This window comes from uncultured Roseobacter sp. (assembly GCF_947488185.1).
In the GTDB taxonomy this organism is placed as follows: Bacteria; Pseudomonadota; Alphaproteobacteria; order Rhodobacterales; family Rhodobacteraceae; genus Roseobacter.
The window spans coordinates 825,739-842,719 of the sequence record NZ_CANKYM010000002.1; the positions used below are offsets into that span (position 1 = coordinate 825,739).

12 protein-coding genes are annotated in these 16,981 nt (G+C 59.8%); 6 read left to right on the plus strand and 6 right to left on the minus strand.

Translation table 11 applies throughout. The features are described from left to right. Window positions 1–6 precede the first annotated feature (6 nt). From sucD to Q1A52_RS09955, 4 genes are read right to left on the minus strand one after another with little or no spacing between them, the layout of a single operon-like run. Complete coding sequence (sucD, locus tag Q1A52_RS09940; RefSeq protein WP_195819045.1) at window positions 7–903, minus strand: succinate--CoA ligase subunit alpha; 897 nt, start codon at window positions 901–903, stop codon at window positions 7–9. 23 nt (window positions 904–926) lie between these two features. After that, complete coding sequence (locus tag Q1A52_RS09945; RefSeq protein WP_299955248.1) at window positions 927–2,102, minus strand: malate--CoA ligase subunit beta; 1,176 nt, start codon at window positions 2,100–2,102, stop codon at window positions 927–929. Window positions 2,103–2,124: 22 nt separating this feature from the next. Then, window positions 2,125–3,066, minus strand: coding sequence for a CoA ester lyase (locus tag Q1A52_RS09950; protein ID WP_299866052.1), 942 nt, complete (start codon window positions 3,064–3,066; stop codon window positions 2,125–2,127). Window positions 3,067–3,091: 25 nt separating this feature from the next. Then, window positions 3,092–4,294, minus strand: coding sequence for an aminotransferase class V-fold PLP-dependent enzyme (locus Q1A52_RS09955; protein WP_300014253.1), 1,203 nt, complete (start codon window positions 4,292–4,294; stop codon window positions 3,092–3,094). 138 nt (window positions 4,295–4,432) lie between these two features. Between Q1A52_RS09955 and Q1A52_RS09960 the strand changes: the two genes are divergently transcribed. The 4 genes from Q1A52_RS09960 (at window position 4,433) to Q1A52_RS09975 (ending at window position 9,695) form a co-directional block, all read left to right on the plus strand. After that, on the plus strand, window positions 4,433–5,836 hold the full coding sequence (locus tag Q1A52_RS09960) for a short-chain fatty acyl-CoA regulator family protein (protein ID WP_300014256.1): 1,404 nt from the start codon (window positions 4,433–4,435) through the stop codon (window positions 5,834–5,836). Between the two features lie 133 nt (window positions 5,837–5,969). Next, window positions 5,970–6,356, plus strand: coding sequence for a response regulator (locus Q1A52_RS09965; protein ID WP_300014259.1), 387 nt, complete (start codon window positions 5,970–5,972; stop codon window positions 6,354–6,356). Between the two features lie 235 nt (window positions 6,357–6,591). After that, a complete protein-coding gene (locus Q1A52_RS09970; RefSeq protein ID WP_300014262.1) occupies window positions 6,592–9,135 on the plus strand; it encodes an HWE histidine kinase domain-containing protein in 2,544 nt (847 codons plus the stop codon). Next, complete coding sequence (locus tag Q1A52_RS09975; protein WP_300014265.1) at window positions 9,132–9,695, plus strand: hypothetical protein; 564 nt, start codon at window positions 9,132–9,134, stop codon at window positions 9,693–9,695. The genes Q1A52_RS09970 and Q1A52_RS09975 overlap by 4 nt, the downstream gene beginning before the upstream one ends. Window positions 9,696–9,845: 150 nt before the next feature. Here the strand turns inward: Q1A52_RS09975 and Q1A52_RS09980 are convergent, their stop codons facing one another. Both Q1A52_RS09980 and Q1A52_RS09985 read right to left on the minus strand, forming a co-directional pair. Next, window positions 9,846–11,087, minus strand: coding sequence for an oxidoreductase (locus tag Q1A52_RS09980; protein ID WP_367278016.1), 1,242 nt, complete (start codon window positions 11,085–11,087; stop codon window positions 9,846–9,848). A gap of 95 nt (window positions 11,088–11,182) precedes the next feature. Beyond that, window positions 11,183–12,082 (minus strand): NAD-dependent epimerase/dehydratase family protein, encoded by a 900-nt coding sequence (locus Q1A52_RS09985; RefSeq protein WP_300014272.1) that lies wholly within the window; start codon window positions 12,080–12,082, stop codon window positions 11,183–11,185. Window positions 12,083–12,582: 500 nt separating this feature from the next. Here Q1A52_RS09985 and Q1A52_RS09990 point away from each other — a divergent pair, with 500 nt between their 5' ends. After that, complete coding sequence (locus tag Q1A52_RS09990; RefSeq protein ID WP_300014275.1) at window positions 12,583–13,518, plus strand: calcium-binding protein; 936 nt, start codon at window positions 12,583–12,585, stop codon at window positions 13,516–13,518. A gap of 259 nt (window positions 13,519–13,777) precedes the next feature. After that, window positions 13,778–16,930: an AAA family ATPase gene (locus tag Q1A52_RS09995; protein WP_300014278.1), complete on the plus strand. Its 3,153-nt coding sequence runs from the start codon at window positions 13,778–13,780 to the stop codon at window positions 16,928–16,930. The last annotated feature ends 51 nt before the right edge of the window (window positions 16,931–16,981 follow it).

Below are 16,981 nucleotides of genomic sequence, written 5' to 3' on the forward strand. Positions count from 1 at the left end.
CGGGTATCACGCGGCGTGTCGACCCTGCAGCACTTCGGCCACCGTGGCCCCCATGGCCGAAGGGTTCGGGGCGACGGTAATGCCGACAGCATTGAGCATCTCCACCTTTTCCTGCGCGCTTTCGCCAAAGGCGGAGATGATCGCGCCGGCGTGCCCCATTTGCCGACCCTTTGGTGCTGAAAGACCCGCCACATAGGCGACCACGGGCTTGCTCATGTGATCGCGGACAAAAGCGGCGGCCTCGGCCTCCTGCGGGCCGCCGATCTCACCGATCATCATCACCGCATCGGTGTCCGGATCCGCCTCGAAAAGTTCCAGAATGTCCCGGAAGGAGGCCCCGTTGATCGGATCGCCTCCGATCCCCACGGAGGTCGATACCCCAATGCCCAGAGCCTTCATCTGGCTTGCCGCCTCATAGCCAAGGGTGCCGGAACGCCCGACGATCCCGACACGGCCCGGCGTGTAGATATGCGGCGGCATGATCCCCATGAACCCGCGCCCGGGCGAGATGACACCGGCGCAATTCGGCCCGATCAGGCGCATTTTCCGATGCCGCGGGTAGCGGCGCAGAAACCGTTTCACCCGCATCATGTCCTGCGCCGGGATGCCATCGGCCACGCAGACCGCTGTCTGAATGCCCGCATCGGCGGCTTCCATCATCGCGTCCGCGGCAAAGGGGGGCGGCACAAACATGACGCTGGCCTGCGCGCCGGTGGCCTCAACGGCCTCGCGCACCGTGTTGAACACCGGGCGATCCAGAATGCGGCTGCCGCCTTTGCCCGGCGTGACACCCGCGACCACATTGGTGTTGTGCTCAATCATTTCCGCCGCGTGGAACTGGCCGATGCGGCCGGAAATGCCCTGCACCAGAACAGGTGTGGTTTCATCGATGAGAATGGCCATGGGGTCCTCCGATCCGTTTTGAGTTAGGCCGCGGCGTTTTGTCTGCGCAGGGAGACGGCGGCCTCTGCCGCTTCGGCCAGCGTATCGGTCGCGATGATCGGCAGGCCGGATGCCTCAAGCAGCGCCTTGCCCTCCTGCACATTGGTCCCGGCGAGCCGCACGATGACCGGCAGGTCCAGCCCGATGTCACGGTAGGCCTGAATGACCCCATTCGCGATCCAGTCGCAGCGGTTTATGCCCGCAAAGATATTGACGAGTATCACGCCGACATTCGGGTCCGACAACACGGTGCGAAAGGCGGTGCAGACACGTTCCGGGCTGGCCCCACCGCCGATGTCGAGGAAATTGGCCGGCTCGCCGCCCGCCAGCTTTATCATATCCATCGTGGCCATCGCCAGACCGGCGCCGTTGATGATGCAGCCGATGTCGCCGTCCAGACCCACATAGGCCAGCCCGTGATCGGCTGCCATGGCCTCGCGCGGGTCTTCCTGGCTGGGGTCGCGCAGGGCCGCCACATCCGGCCGCCGGTACAGCGCGTTGGTGTCGAAACTCATCTTGGCATCCAGCGCCACCAGATCGCCGGAGGCGCGGATCACCAGCGGGTTGATCTCGACCATGAAGGCGTCGAGGTCCCGGTAAGCGCGGTAGCACGCGTTCAAAACATTGACCATCTGCGCGATCTGTCCGCCGGACAGCCCCAGCGCAAAGGCCAGCTCACGCGCCTGATAGCCCGCCAGCCCGACCGCCGGGTCGATGATCATGCGGCGCAGGGAGTCCGGGTCCTTTTCCGCGAGGTCTTCGATTTCCATGCCGCCATGCGAAGAGGCGACGATCATGATCCGTTCGGATTTGCGATCCAGCACAAAGCCCAGATAGAGCTCCTGCTGGATGTCTGAGGCTTCTTCTACCCAGAGGCGGTAGACGCCTTTGCCCGCCGCACCCGTTTGCTTGGTGACCAACTGCTTGCCAAAGAGCGTGGCGGCATAGTCGCGCACCTCTTCTTCGGTCTTGCAGAGCTTTACGCCACCGGCTTCACCGCGCCCGCCGGAGTGGATCTGCGCCTTGACGACCCAGGCCTCCCCTCCCAATTCGCGCGCGCGGTAGCCTGCCTGTTCGGGGGAATACGCGACCCCGCCGCGGGGCACGGGCACCCCGAACCCAGCAAGAATTTCCTTGGCCTGATGTTCGTGGATGTCCATGGTCTTCCCCCTTTTTGTGTGTTCAGACTTTTTCAGCGATGGCGCGCGCCACATCGATCACGTTGCGCGCCATTTTTTCCGAGGCGGCGTCGATCATCTTGCCGTCGAGCGAGGCCGCGCCGCGCCCTTCGTCCTCGGCTTTCTTCAACTCCTCGATGATGCGCTCGGCCTTGGAAACCTCGGTTTCCGGCGGGCTGAAGACCTCGTTGGCCAGGGCAACCTGGCTGGGGTGGATGGCCCATTTGCCTTCGCAGCCCAGGGCAGCCGCCCGGCGCGCGCCGTCCTTGTAGCCCTCGGGATCAGAGAAATCGCCAAAGGGCCCGTCGATGGCGCGCAGCCCATAGGCGCGGCAGGCAATCACCATCCGGGTGATTGATGCGTGCCATTGATCGCCGGGGTAGAGCGGGTTCAGACCGCCGATATTGACCGTACGCGCCCGCATGGAGGCCGCATAGTCCGCGACCCCGAAATGCAGCGCCTCAAGGCGGCCGCCGAATTGCGCAATTGCCTCGACGTTGGCCATGCCAAGTGCCGTTTCGATCAGGGCCTCGAGCCCGACGCGGCTGTGCAAGCCGCGCCCCTGTTCGATCTGATTGACCATCGCATCGACCATGTAGAGGTCGGCGGGGACGCCAACCTTTGGCACCAGCAGCGTGTGCACCCGGTCCCCGGCCTGTTCCATCACATCGACCACGTCGCGATACATGTAGTGGGTGTCGAGCCCGTTGATCCGAACGGAAACCGTCTTGCCCCGGGCCGCCCAGTCGATGTCATTGAGGGCCTGAATGGCATTGCGGCGCGCTTGTTCCTTTTCCGGGGGTGCAACCGCGTCCTCCAGATCGAGAAAGACGTAGTCGGCGGCGCCCTCGGCGGCCTTGTCGATCATCGTCGGGTTCGACGCGGGCACGGCCAGTTCAGACCGTTGTAGACGTTGTTTGTTCAGAGGGTAGAGGGTGTGTGACACGTGGGTACTTTCCTTTGAGACTGTGTTATTCTGCGGCAACGGCCAGCGGCTGTTGCATAGGGGTTTCATCGGCGAACCAGCGCTGTGCGGCAGCAACGCCGGAGCCGAATTCGATGTCTGCGCCTGCCCGGTGCAGCGCCATCTCCGCCACGGAAAGCGCGGTGAGACACATGCCTTCGTTTAGGTCACCGATATGGCCGATGCGAAAGACCTTGCCTGCCAGCCGCGCCAGACCGCTGCCCAGCGAGGTGTTGTAATCTTCATAGGCGATGCGGATCACCTCGCGCGCATCCACGTCCTGCGGCGTGCGAATGGCCGAGACGGTGTTGGAATGGAGCGACGGGTGTTCTGCCACCAGATCAAAGCCCCAAGCAGCCACCCCCCGGCGCACCCCTTCGGCGAGGTGGGTGTGGCGGGCAATGGTGTTGTCGAGCCCTTCGGCAAAGATCCGGTCCAGCGATTTACGCAACCCATGCAGAAGTTGCGTGGGCGGGGTGTAGGGGAAATAGCCATCCGCGTTGAGCTTGACCATGTCGCTGAATTCGAAATAGGCGCGGCGCGAGGTCGCGGTTTCGGCCAGCGCCATGGCCTTTTCGCTGACCGCGAGAATGCCCAGACCGGCGGGCAGCATCAGCCCCTTCTGGCTGCCGGTGATGGCCAGATCAACGCGCCAGTCGTCCATGCGGAAATCCAGCGATCCGATGGAGGAGACACCGTCGACAAAGAGCAGCGCGTCGTGGAAATTCTCGTCCAGCGCGCGGCGGACGGCGGCAACATCGGATGTCACCCCGGTGGCGGTTTCATTATGAGTGACGAACACCGCCTTGATCTCGTCATTCGTGTCTGCGGCCAGTTGGCGTTCGAATTCGCGCACCGGGACACCAGCACCCCATGGGACGTCCACCAGATGCACATCCAACCCCAGCCGTTCGGCCATTTCCGCCCAGAGGGTCGAGAATTGCCCGTGCCGGGCCATCAGCACCTTATCGCCGGGGTTCAACGTATTGGTGATGCCCGCTTCCCAGGCTGCTGTGCCCGATCCGGGAAAGATCATGACGGTGCCGGTTTTGGTGCGGAAGACGGATTTGAGGTCTTGGAACAGGCTGAGAGTGACGTCACCGAAATCCGGGGCGCGCATGTCCTGCATGGGCACATTCATGGCCTGGCGTACAACTTCCGGCACATTGGTCGGGCCGGGAATGAAGAGATGGGTCTGTCCGGTGCGCATCTGAGTCCTCCTTGTTGATGAGAGGACCATGGCGCAAGTTCCGGTTGTGACCTAAGGGAACCGCGTCCTGCTGTGGATGCGAATATTTACAAGATGGAAATATTGTAAATTTGTAAAATTTTCGGTATCAAATACTGTATGAAGACGTTTATTGGTCCAAAACTGCGTCGCCTGCGCGGCGATAGCGCTCAGACCCAGGCGCAGATGGCCAAGGCGCTTGGCATCAGCACATCCTATGTAAACCTGCTTGAAAAAAACGAACGCAGTGTATCGGTGCCGGTGCTGCTGAGGCTGTTGGAGGTCTATGGCGTCGACTGGCGCGATCTGGTCGAGGATGACGACACCGCCAAGCTGGCGGATCTGCGCGGGGTCCTGCAGGATCCGCTCTTCGAGGCCGGACGCCCGGACCTGACCCAGCTACGAGGGGCCTTAACGCATAGCCCCGATCTGGCGGCCTGCTTTTTAAAACTGCATCAGGCGTATCTCGCGGCAACCGACCAGCTGATGAGCATGGCCAGCGCGGGCGAGGGGGCGCAGGCGGCCCTGCCCAAGGCGCCCGAAGCGACGGTGCATAACTTTTTCCGCAAGCATCACAACTACTTTCACGAGCTTGAACGCGCGGCAGAAACATTCTGGGGCGGCAGGCGCGTGGCAACCGATGACATCTATGCGGCCCTGAAAGAACGGCTGCGCAAGAGTTTTGGCCTGCATGTCCGTCTGGTGCCGGTTGCCGACATGCCGGGCACGCTGCGCGAATACAGCGAGGACCGCCGCGAGGTGATCCTCTCCGAGGCGCTGGACCATCCCAACCGGGTGTTTCAATTGGTGCATGTCCTCGGCCTGATCGAGCAGAAAGAGGTTCTGGATGACCTGATGTTGAAATCGGGCCTGACCGACCCACAAGGGCGCGCCCGCTGCCGGGTGGAATTGGCGAATTACTTCGCGGCGGCGGTGTTGATGCCCTACGGTGCCTATCTGGATGAAATCCTCAGCAGTAAATATGATTTCGACCATGTGGCCACGCGGTTTGGCGTGAGTTTTGAACAGGCATGCCATCGTGCCACGACGCTGCAACGCAGTGGCGCGCGCGGGGTGCCGTTTTTCTTTCTGCGCATCGACAAGGCGGGCAACGTTTCCAAACGCTTTAACGCCACCGATTTCCAGTTGGCGGAATATGGCGGGGCCTGTCCGCGGCTGGATGTGCACACTTCTTTCCGCACGCCGGGGCGTATCGTGTCACAATTCGTGCAAATGCCGGACGCCAGCCGGTTTTTTGTCTTCGCCCGCACGGTGGATCGTCCCAGTTTTACCCGCTTTGCCCAGGACGTGCGGCTCGCCGTTGCGATGGGCTGCACTACCGAGCATATCTCGGCCATCGGATATGCCGAAGGGCACACGTTGTCCGATACCACGGTGACGCCCATCGGGATCAACTGCCGGATCTGCCCGCGCGTCAATTGCGATCAGCGGGCGCATCACGCGGTAGTACGGTCCGATCCTGTGGACGAGCGCCGCCGGGGGGCCACACGCTACGGCAGCTGAACGCCGCGACATGCCCTGGATTTCTGGATGAAATCAAGCGCAACCACCGGACAGCCCATGCCGCGCGACCCCTCGATTATGACTTTCTAAACCTGCCAGAAGTATTCTTGTCAATTTCAAGAAGAGGTGGTGCATGCATATTCTGATTGTCGAAGATGACTTGACCCTTGCGAGTTCGCTGAAATCCGCGCTTGAACTGGGCGGGGCAGCCGTGGACGCCGTACGCTCGGTGGCGGACGCCATGTCGCGTGCACTGCGGGCGCAGTATGACCTGGTCATTCTGGATCTGTTTGTAATCGACGGGGCGACAGTCTCTTTCTCCAATTTCCTGCGCATGCGCATGCCTGACACACCGATTCTGTCGATCACCGGGTCCAGTATCTTTGCCAACGGTGATCACAACGAGGCGATGAGCGCGGATTACCTGATCCGGAAACCGGTCTCGCCCTCGGAAGTTTCGGACATCGCATTTTACCTGATTGACCGGGGTAAGCTGTCCAAGGCATCGCCCGCCAAGTGAGCCGTCCCACCGACTGGCATCATGCCGCGACTTATTTCGGAAAAGGCACGTTGCGCCCGATGTTTTTGCTGTTGGGGACGTGCGTGCGGCGCATCGGGCAACAAGTACTCATGTGCCGCTAACCAAATTTTAGCATGATGAACTCTCTGTTAATTGCAGGCACGCTCAGGCCACATTTTTGCGACGGATTTGAGAGAAAACGCGCCTGATCACGCGGAGTATCCGGAGGAGAAAGATGCACGCTCGGAATTCAGACAACGACCTGGCCGAAGCGCTGGAAAACTGCGCTGCCGAACCGGTGCACATACCCGGCACGATCCAGTCGCATGGCGCGATGATTGCGGTGTGCAACACGAGCTTGCAGGTGCTCTACGCAAGCGTCAACACGGCGGACATTATCGGCCGCCCGGTAACAGATTTGCTTGCGCAAACGCTCAACGATCTTTGCAACCGGGAAGAAAGGCATGCATTGCTCAACGGTATGATCCATCAGGAGACCGATCAGAAGGTGAACGAGTTGGGGCTTCTGAAGATTTTCGGAGGCGAAGTCATTGTCACCGCGTCGGCAGCGCCGGGATGCACCCTTTTTGAGTTTGAACCGGCAACCTTGCGGGAGACGGCCGTTCCGGACAACCTGCGGGATCTGGAGTTTCTGACATCGCAACTACGCTCTGTGAACACGGCGCAGGTGCTCTTCGACAAGACGGTCCAACTTCTGCAGATACTCACCGGATACGACCGGGTCATGATTTATCAATTTGAGGCCGAAGGGCATGGTCGGGTGCAGGCCGAAGCCACCGTTGCCGGGATTGACACTTATCTCGGGCTGAATTTTCCCGCATGGGACATCCCGGCACAAGCGCGCAGGATCATGCTCCAAACCCCAATGCGCTACATCGCGGATGTGAATGGCACTCCCGTTCCGGTTCTGTCCGCAACACCTACGCTGCCGCCACTGGACATGACGGCTGGGCATCTTCGCGGCGTTTCCAGTGTGCACATGCAGTACCTGCGCAACATGGGGACAGGGGCGACCTTCACGCTGAACATCGTGATCAAGGACACGCTCTGGGGGATCATCTCATTCCACCATGCCAAGCCGCGGCACCCCAACCAGCGGATGCGTCAGCTGTGCCGCAATTTTGCAGAATTCTTCAAGCTACAGCTGGAAAGCATCCAGCAGGTGGCCCAGATGGAGCGTCTCGTGCAGGCCGAGGAATTGCGTCGAAGAGTCGCGAAAGGGCGCGGCGAAGAAATGAGCGCCGAGGTTTTCGAGGCCGCCGTGGTTGAAGATCTGGCAAAGGCCATGCAGGCTGACGGGGCGGCCATGCTATTCAAGGATGCCGTGTTCACGACCGGCATCACGCCGCCCAGAGAGGGATTGGCAGAGCTCTTTGAGAATAGTTCCTTCGAACCCGGTGTTACCTCTTCCTCGCGCCTCGGCGAGGAGTATCCGACACTCTCAGCGCAATGCGGCCCGGACATTTCTGGAATACTTGTAGCCAAACTGCCGGAAGACAGCGCAGTCATCTTCTTTCGCAAGGATCGACAAAGCGCTGTGTCCTGGGCCGGTGTACCGGAAAAGACGATCATCAAGCTGGACGGCGTGGCTCGCTTGAATCCACGCAGCTCCTTTGCGCAGTACAAGGCGGAGGTCCGCGGAAGATCGGAGCCCTGGACCCTGGATCAAAAGTCGATTGCCGAAGAAATCTGGTCGATGCTGGTGAGTGCCGAGCGCAAGGCACTCATCGAAAGGACCAACCGTCAACAATCGTTGCTGATTGACGAGTTGAACCACCGTGTGCGCAATATTCTCGCCCTGATCCGGTCGTTGTCTCAGCAATCCTTGACCCATAACGGCTCTATCCAAAGCTATGTCGCCGCACTGGAGGCCCGTATTTCCGCGGTCGCGTCCGCCCATGATCTCGGGGCTGAAAAGACAAACGTCAGCGCCACCGCGATGCAGATCTTTGAGCTGGAAGCGGCACCCTACAATCAGGAAGACAGGCGCGTCAGCGTACGGGGCGACGACGTTGGCATCCGGTCGGATTTGGCGCCAATGTTTGCGCTGGTCGTGCACGAGTTGATGACCAATGCCGTGAAATACGGCGCGCTGTCGCGGCCCGAGGGTCACGTGTCGATTGATCTGCAGCGGCATGACGACGGGTTGCACGTCAACTGGCGGGAAGACGGTGGGCCGGAAATTCATCCGCCGGAGATCAAGGGCTTCGGAACCACGCTGATCGAAACCTCTGTGCCCTTCGAATTAGATGGCGAGGTTGAACTGGATTTTCAGAAGGATGGGGTGCGGGTTGTGCTGAAACTGCCGGACTCCGTGTTGGTGGACAAGCTCCCCCTCAAAACGCTGGAGAGTGTTTCAACCTCTCTTTTCCCCCACCCCCTCGCAAACGATCCGCTTGAAATCACGAAGGCCAGATGCCTGCTGCTGGAGGATAACTATGTGGTGTCCCTGGACACGGCGCGGGTTCTCGAAGCCGTTGGCTTTGAGACAGTGGAGACCGCGCTCAATGTGCAGGATGCGCTCGCAAAGCTGGATCGCCTGAACCCCGGAATTGCCATTCTCGACATCAATTTAACCGCTGGCCTGACGTCAGAGCCCGTGGCAGAGGCCTTGGCGGAGCGGGGCATTCCCTTTATCTTCGTGACAGGTTACGGCGATACGATGAAACTTGGCGGGATGTTTGCCTCCTCTCCCGTGCTGAAAAAGCCAGTCCGGGAGGATGAATTGCGCTCTGTGTTGGCGGAGATTGATACATGACAGAACTGGCACCGATAAGAAGGGGCGTCCGAGCACATGTCGCCCTGTCGACACGCGATCTGCATGAAACATTGCATCATGATCCAGTGCTGGGTCGTTTGACCGCCCCCGATATCACGCCCAGGTGTTATCGTACCGCCTTGCAGGTCTTGCAGCGTTTCTATGAGGTGGTGGAAAGGGCACGTCAGCAGGCGGGTATATGGCCTGATCTGTCCCTGCAGATGGTATGTGCCCAACTCCAGGCGGATGTGGGGCCACCACAGGAAGTAGAAACCCAGCTGGTCTATGAAACTGAGGAAGCACTGCTCGGAGGGCTCTATGTGGCACATGGCGCGTCCTTTGGCAGGTCCAGTTTTCGCACCAATATTGCACAGGCCTTGCCCGATGCGCCGCAGGCTTTCATCAGCGCACGTCTGGGCAAGCAAACGTGGCAATCGCTGGTCGCGCTGATGGAAAGTCGCGGGTGTGATGGGCCTGCGGCAGAGCGGATCGAGCGGGGGGCTGCGCAGAGCTTTGCATTTGTCGCGGCGGTTTCCTCGCGGATGCGCATTGGGGGTTGAATTGCACCGCCAGGGTCAGCTGATCACTGGAGGTCAGGCGTTAGGATATTTTTCGTGAATTATATATTCAATTCATAATTTTACGGTGCGAAGTTGAAGCTTATCATGCGGGCAATTCAGGGTTCTTTCAATCAATCCCGGACACAGGCGTCACGTGCCGCATAACCCTGTGAAATGATCTGTCCAGCGCGCCACTTTTGCAGCGTCTTGCGCCTTGATCCGGGAAAGCGCCTCGGATGCCTCCATGGCGACCTCAGCCTTTTGGCGCTCTGCCAGAGCAGCAATGCGCACAGTGTACCAAGCCGTCACAGCGCCTGTCTCGGTTGACGTCAGCCTTGGAAAGGCCGGGCTCAGATTTTCGCCGCGTTGCCACTGATGCGGTAGATCCGGCTCCAGCACCAATGCGCGTGCCAGACCAATGACGTCCGCGTGGCCTGCACGTATCAGTTCATCAGCCTGCGCGAAGGTCTTGACGCCGCCGGTGAGCATCAGGGGTTTTGCGGTCCGTTTGCGCGCCTGCCTGGCGAATTCTGCAAAATAGGGGCCTTTGCCCGCACCATCGGAGGAAGAGGCCGCGCCCGGGAAATGAGTCCCACCGCTGATGTCGATCAGATCGATGGGGCAGGCCTCCAACTCGTCGACCAGAGCCAGCGCATCTCTCTCTGTCAGCCCCCCTTCGAGCAGATCGGAGGCGTTGATCTTGATGGCAACGGGAAAGGTCTCACCAACGGCATCGCGCACGGCTGAAATCACATCCAGAACGAGACGTCGCCGCGCTTCCGGAGAGCCGCCATAGACGTCGTTGCGTGTGTTGAACAAGGGGGAGAGAAATTGGCTGAGCAGAAATCCGTGGGCGGCGTGAATCTCAACTCCACCAAAACCCATGGTCTTGGCAGCCCGCGCAGTTTGGGCAAATTCGTCAGGCAGTTTCCGTATTTCTTTCAGGGTCATCGCAGCGCAGGTCAAACCGGGCAGATCGATGGCGCTTGGCCCGGCGGGCTGGCTGATCTTCGCGTGGGCGAGCGCCCCGGCGTGGCCAAGTTGCACCCACAGCCCCGCGCCATTGGCCTGTCCTGCGCTGGCCAGTTCTTCGAAGGGGGTCGAGGTTTCGGGCTGAAGCACAAGATTGCCGGGATTTTCCGGAAACCGTGACGTGCCTTGCACTTCGCCAATGATTGATGCGGCGATGCCACCATCTGCCCACCGCGCGTATACCCTGTTCTGCGCCGGGGTCGGCCTGCCACACCCATCCCCCATCGCGTCTGACATGGCTGCCTTGACAAGCCTGTTCTTCAGGACCGCGCCGCAGGGGAGATGAACCGGTTGAAACAGGAGGTTGTCATGGGGCTTTGATGTCATTTCGGGACCGCTCCTAGCGGTAGAGTATTTCATCAGAACTGTCCTGTTGGAAAGAGTGTGTTTGCAGTGCCATTGCAGCCGCGCTTGAGCAGTTTAGGTCGGCCGTTTTTGTAATACGCAGATTTCAATCAATTTTTTCTGGGGATGAAAAGATCGGATGCACGGTAATCCAGTTGCTTTGGCGTCCAGCCCAACAGCCTTTGTAGTTTCTGTGCTGTCATCCCTTGCTTCAGAGTCGGCCCAAGCGCCGCCGCACCGTGTCGTGTAATCAATGCATCCATGGGCACGACAAAATGAGGATGCTCCGAACCGCTGTAATGTGCAATGAAATCCGCGATCTGCTGCACCGGAACACCCTCTTCGGCAACCGCATTGAAATGGCCGATGAGATCGCACCGCACGAGCAGTGCACCGTAAACATCGGCCAGGTCTTGTCGATGAATGAGCGGCCACCGCGCGTCCAAGGTGCCCCAAATCTCGATCGGCTGCCCGCATGTTGCTGCCGACATGAAGCTTTCCAACACGCCGCCCGCCGCGTGATAAACCAATGCGGGATGGATGACAGCCGTTGAAAAATCGGGCGATGCCAACAATTGTCTGGCGTGCTGAACCATCCAGGCAAATGCGGGCACAGGGTTGAAGGGATGATCTTCGTCCGCGCTGGTCTCGCTGGTGTCACCGTAGAGCCAACAGCCACCAGTGTAGAGCAGACGCGGACGTTGCCGCACTTTTTTGACCTTCTCCAGAAGGGCCGCGACAAGCCTGCCGTCGACTTCCGCCATGTCTTTGTCAAACGTTGTTGCGGTGTGGATAATAGCTTCATGGGTGACCGCATGACGGGCCCAGTCCTCTGGCACGCGCAAGTCGCCCGCATAGGGTGTCGCCCCTGCCGCCATAACGCTCTGCCGCGCGCTCTGAGAACGCGTCAACGCGGTGACGTCATGCCCGTCTGCAACGAGCTTGCGCAGGATCGCAGTTCCAATCGTGCCGGTGGCCCCGGTGATAAAGACACGCACAGCTTCCTCCATTTGACTATCGCGCCATGCTAGAGCCTCAAGCCCCCTTCAGGTCAATTGCGAGGGTCAGAGATTGGCCGGGCCTTTGAAATTTCAGAAAAATAACTTGGTATCAATTGATTAGGCTAAGTCTTGTCTCCTCTCAAAGTGGGTTCATCAGGCTGATTTATCGCAGAGCGCAAAGTTTCTATGGCTCGTGGCGCCGTTCTGCGTTGCTGGTGCGATAGAAAGGTCCAGAGTGCGGCTCATGGTCAAGCCGCTGTTGCCAGAGAAGGGTTCTATCATTCGGATGGGCGCATCCTGAAGTCCTTCAAGGGCGTAGCAATCCCGTCGACCGCTTTCATTGCGCAGGTGCAGGAACCTTTTGCGCCGGCTCAGGTTCCGGGCGCGGTGCGCGCCGATTAGGGTCGGCTTCAAGCACCGAACTGCCGGGTCTCAAGTGGTTATGATGAGTCGAAAACTTGTGTTGTGAGTAAGAGAAAGGGACGCCTGACGTGACAAAAAGGCAGGGATTGAAAACCTTTGCGGTCGATACAGGCTTGTTGTTCGATCATGAGGGGCGGAGCTTGCTTCAGAAGGAACCGGCCGACGTGCCGTTGCCCCTTGGGAGTATTTCTCTTCCACCAGGTTTACCTTCCGCTGTCGTCTCCAACTCATTCTGGTTTGGAACACAGGGTGGGGGCCTGCTGAACGGGCTGCACGCCAGAGCAGGCAAGTGTTTACTGGATTGGGACGTCGGGGGCGATTTGGACGGTCACGATTTTCTGACGGGCACCGCCTTGGCGGATTACATTGATGGGCGCGCGGGGAATGGCACGATCCTTGGTCTTGAAGGGAACGATACGCTGATTGCGGGAGGTGGTCGGGGCTCACTCGAAGGCGGGTCCGGCAATGATACTCTCCAGGGAGGTAGTGACAACGACATCCTTTGGGACGGAGCGGATAAAGACTTGATCCAGGGCGGCGAAGGCGATGATACGCTGAGTGGTGGGACCCGAAACGAATTTCTGTTGGGCGGTGCGGGGCTGAACGAGATGGACAAAGGCGCAGGGGAAGACACGATCGAGTGGTGCCCCGGCAATGCATGGACTTCTGGTGAACTCGGCTTTGCGGACGTGATTCATTTCAGCCTTTCTGACGACCGGTTTTGGTTTGAAGACGGCTTTTTTGCCCAGGACCCGGGTGATGGGGGGGCGCTATCGGGCGTGCTATTCGCGATCAGCGTCGGGTCCGACACCTACATTTGCACTGAAACGGCCCATGATGGCAGGCAGTGGATTACCCGGGTGCGTGACGTGGATGCCGCTCTGGTTGCGGGCAAAATTGCGGATGGCAGTATTCTGAAGGGATCAACTTTGGGAAATGAGCCATTTTTCATTAGTCCCCAGCCGGAAATGTCATGTGATCCTCCGGTTCTGGAAACGCTCGACGTCCCATGGATGGGGTAGGCTGTCATACTACGGATCAGATCTGCCGAGGGCGTGATGTCGACACGTCGGCCCAAACCAGCCGTTGACGGAGTAACGTGCCATCTTTCGCGCGCCGACACCCGTCACGTTAGCCGCAGTGACCCGTGGAGGGAACGCGTGCGGAACTCAGGCGCGGGAGCAACCGGAACCCGCTGCGCACCCGGGCTGTTGCTTTTGCGGATTCATTGATAGGATATGCCATACAGACCTCACTTTTTCCAATGTCCGTAGTTTTCCGATGATTTTTCGATTTCTGACATTTGCGCTCGACACGGAGCGGCGCGAATTGCGCGATGACATGGGCCTGGTACCCCTGCCACCCAAGGCATTTGATGTGTTGTGCTATCTGATCGAACATCAGGATCGTGTGGTGCCGAAATCCGAGCTGTTGGATGCTTTCTGGTCGGCACAGGTTTCCGAGGCGGCCTTGCAGAAAACCGTCAGCCTGATCCGCAAGGCAACGGCCGTGGCGGACAACGGCCAGGAGGTTCTGAAAACCTACCACGGCCTTGGCTTCCGCTTCGTGGCTGCCGCGCAGGGGAGCCCGCAGACGCCAAGCCCGGCCCTTGTGGGGGGTGACGCCGAGGCGATTGTGGTCCGCGAACAGCGATTGGCCGCGGTTCTGAGTCTTCGGATCGAACACTCAGGTGGGCAGGTGGGCGCTGACGACCCGCCGCCGCTCTCCGACGAGTTCCTCGGCCGCGCTCGGGAAATTGTCGATCAGTATCAGGGGCACCTTTTGCGGATGGTGCTGGAGGGTTTCACCGTCTCTTTCGGCTTGGGCGGCATCTACGAGGACGGCGCCCGACGGGCCGCGCATTGTGCCCGGGCACTGTTGGACTGTGCGGACATGCTGGGCCCTGGTGCGGTGGTGTCCGTTGGGATCGACACCGGGACCAGCGACGTCGTTGCGGGGGAGGACACGGAAAAATGGGCACCTCCCGGCGGGATTGAACGCAAGGCCAACACCCTCTCCAAGGCTGCCGCACGCAGCGAAATCATCCTCAGCGCCGCGACCCATGATCAGCTGCGGGATGAGATTGAGAGCGTGCAGTGCCCCGCCGGATTTCGCCTGATCTCGATTCCTCAGATGCAATCCGGTGTCCCGGCGCGGCCCCGAAAAAAGCCTGCTGCCTTTGTCGGGCGCCGCGCGGAAATGGCGTTTTTGCTTAAGAACCTTGAGCTTGTGCAGACAGGAGACGGGCAGGGGGTTGTCTTGTCCGGCCCTGCCGGCATTGGCAAAACGCGATTGGTGTCCGAATTTCTGAAAACGTTGGATGAGGCAGGTGTCAGGCACATCAAGCTGCAGTGCCTTCCCAGTTTGGTAAACTCACCCCGCGCACCCATCCGGGATATGTGCCTGTCGCTCTTTTCGCCGCCTCCAGAGGGTACGCTTCTTGATGATGTCGATACCGCGCTGTTGCAGGACCTCTACGAAGAGCCCAATGTCTCCAAGGCGGCACTGGCCGCACTGTCAGATCATCAGCGGCGCCAACGCAGCCTCGTCCTGATCGACAGAATGTTGGCGGCCTGGTGCGAGAGCCAGCCGATGGTGCTTGTCATTGAAGATACGCATTGGATTGATGCCACCTCGCAGGAGTACCTGGAGGCGATGCTCCGCGATATTGGGCGCAAGCGGCTTATGATCGTGATGACCACGCGCCCCACCGACACAGCGCCCCTGACCGAAGGGGTTCTGCACCTTGCTCCTCTTGGGCGTGCGGACAGTGTGAGCTTGCTTCAGCAGAACGCAGACAGCAAGGGGTTCGATGAGACCACCAGCGAACAGCTGGTGCGCCGCGCCGCCGGCAATCCGTTCTTTATCGAGGAATTGGCTCTGGCGTGTCAGGTCGGGGCTGATCCCTCCACCGATTTGCCAGACACGGTTCAGGCGGTCATCGCCGTCCGGATTGGTGCGCTGGACGCCGGGCTGCGTACCTTGCTCTACGTGATCGCCGTCATTGGGACGCCTGCACGCATCGAGCTGATGATGCGTTTGCTTGAGAAGCGGGTGGAAGAGGTCGAGCACGCGGTCGAGCCGCTCATCCGCATGGGGTTTATTCAGGCGGAGCCAGATGGTTACACGTTTCGCCACATGTTAATTCATGACACGGCCTGTTCAATGGTGGCGCCTAGGGATCGAAAGCGTCTGCACGGCGACATTGCTGCCTTGCTGGAAGAAGAAGTTTTTGACTGGACCCCAAGGCCGGAAAGACTGGCCTGGCACCATCAGGAAGCTGGCGCGCGCCAGAAAGCCATTTCCTATTGGATTGCTGCCAGCCGTGATGCGCTCCACCGTTCGGCGCGCCGCGAGGCAATTGCTTTTGCCCGTGACGGGTTGGCCTTGATTGATGCAGATTTACCAGACGCTGCACAGGAGGAACTTGATCTGCAGCTTTGCCTGGCACCCGCCTTGGCGGCGCTGCGCGGATACGGCGCGGAGGACGTGGGAGAGGCCTACTACAGGGCCCGCGTGTTGAACCGCGGCGTGGGCAGCACCAAGGCGGAAGTCCGGGTGCTGGTGGGGTTGTGGATTCACACATGGGTCGGCGGGCGTTTGACGGAATCACTGGGCCACGCGGGAAAGCTTCTGGACATCGCGGCCTCAGTCAGGGAACCCGCGCTTGATCTGCAAGCCGAGGCCAGCATGGGGCAGGTGCTCTTGCACCGCGGAGAAACACAAAAGGCATTGGGCCATTTGATGTCGGGATTGCGCAGCACCGGCGATGCGCCTCCCGCGACACTGCCCACACAAAACTCGGCTGTGGCCTGCGCTGCCTATGCCGCCTGGACCACCAGCTTGTCGGGGGATGTCGAGAGGGCCAAAGCATATATTGAGCGCTCTGCCGAGTTGAGTGTGGTGTACGAGAACCCGTTTGCACAGGCCATTCACTTTGCACTGTGTTCAGAGCCTTACATGTTCATGGGGGATGCCGCAGGCTGCCTTATGCTGGCGGATCGCGCCGTTGTCGTCAGCCGGAAACACAACTTCGATTTCTGGCTTAGCACAGGCTTGGTCATGCGCGGCTGGGCATTGGGGCAATTGCAGGATTTTGAGCCAGCGTTTGAAGCGATGGACGAGGGAATTGCGGTCTTTGAAGCCGCTGGTGCCGGGGTGCAATTGGCAAACTGGTACGGGTTGCAAGCGGAAACTTTCTTGGCAGCAGATCAGCCTGAAGCGGGTTTGGAAGCGGCACAGCACGCGCTGACCTGCGCGCAAAAGGCCGAAGACGTTTTTTTCACGCCGCGCATCCACGCAACGGCGGCGCGTTTGCACAGGATGTTGGGTGCGGAAAGCCGGGCTTCTGAACATGCCCAAAAGGCGTCTGACTTAATTCGTGCATTCGGCATGACTCCGAGATTCCTGGAACTCGCTGATATCGGCTCCTGAACGAACTGTCGTACGGTCAGGATTTGGTCAAGACTTCGTCAGGATTCATTC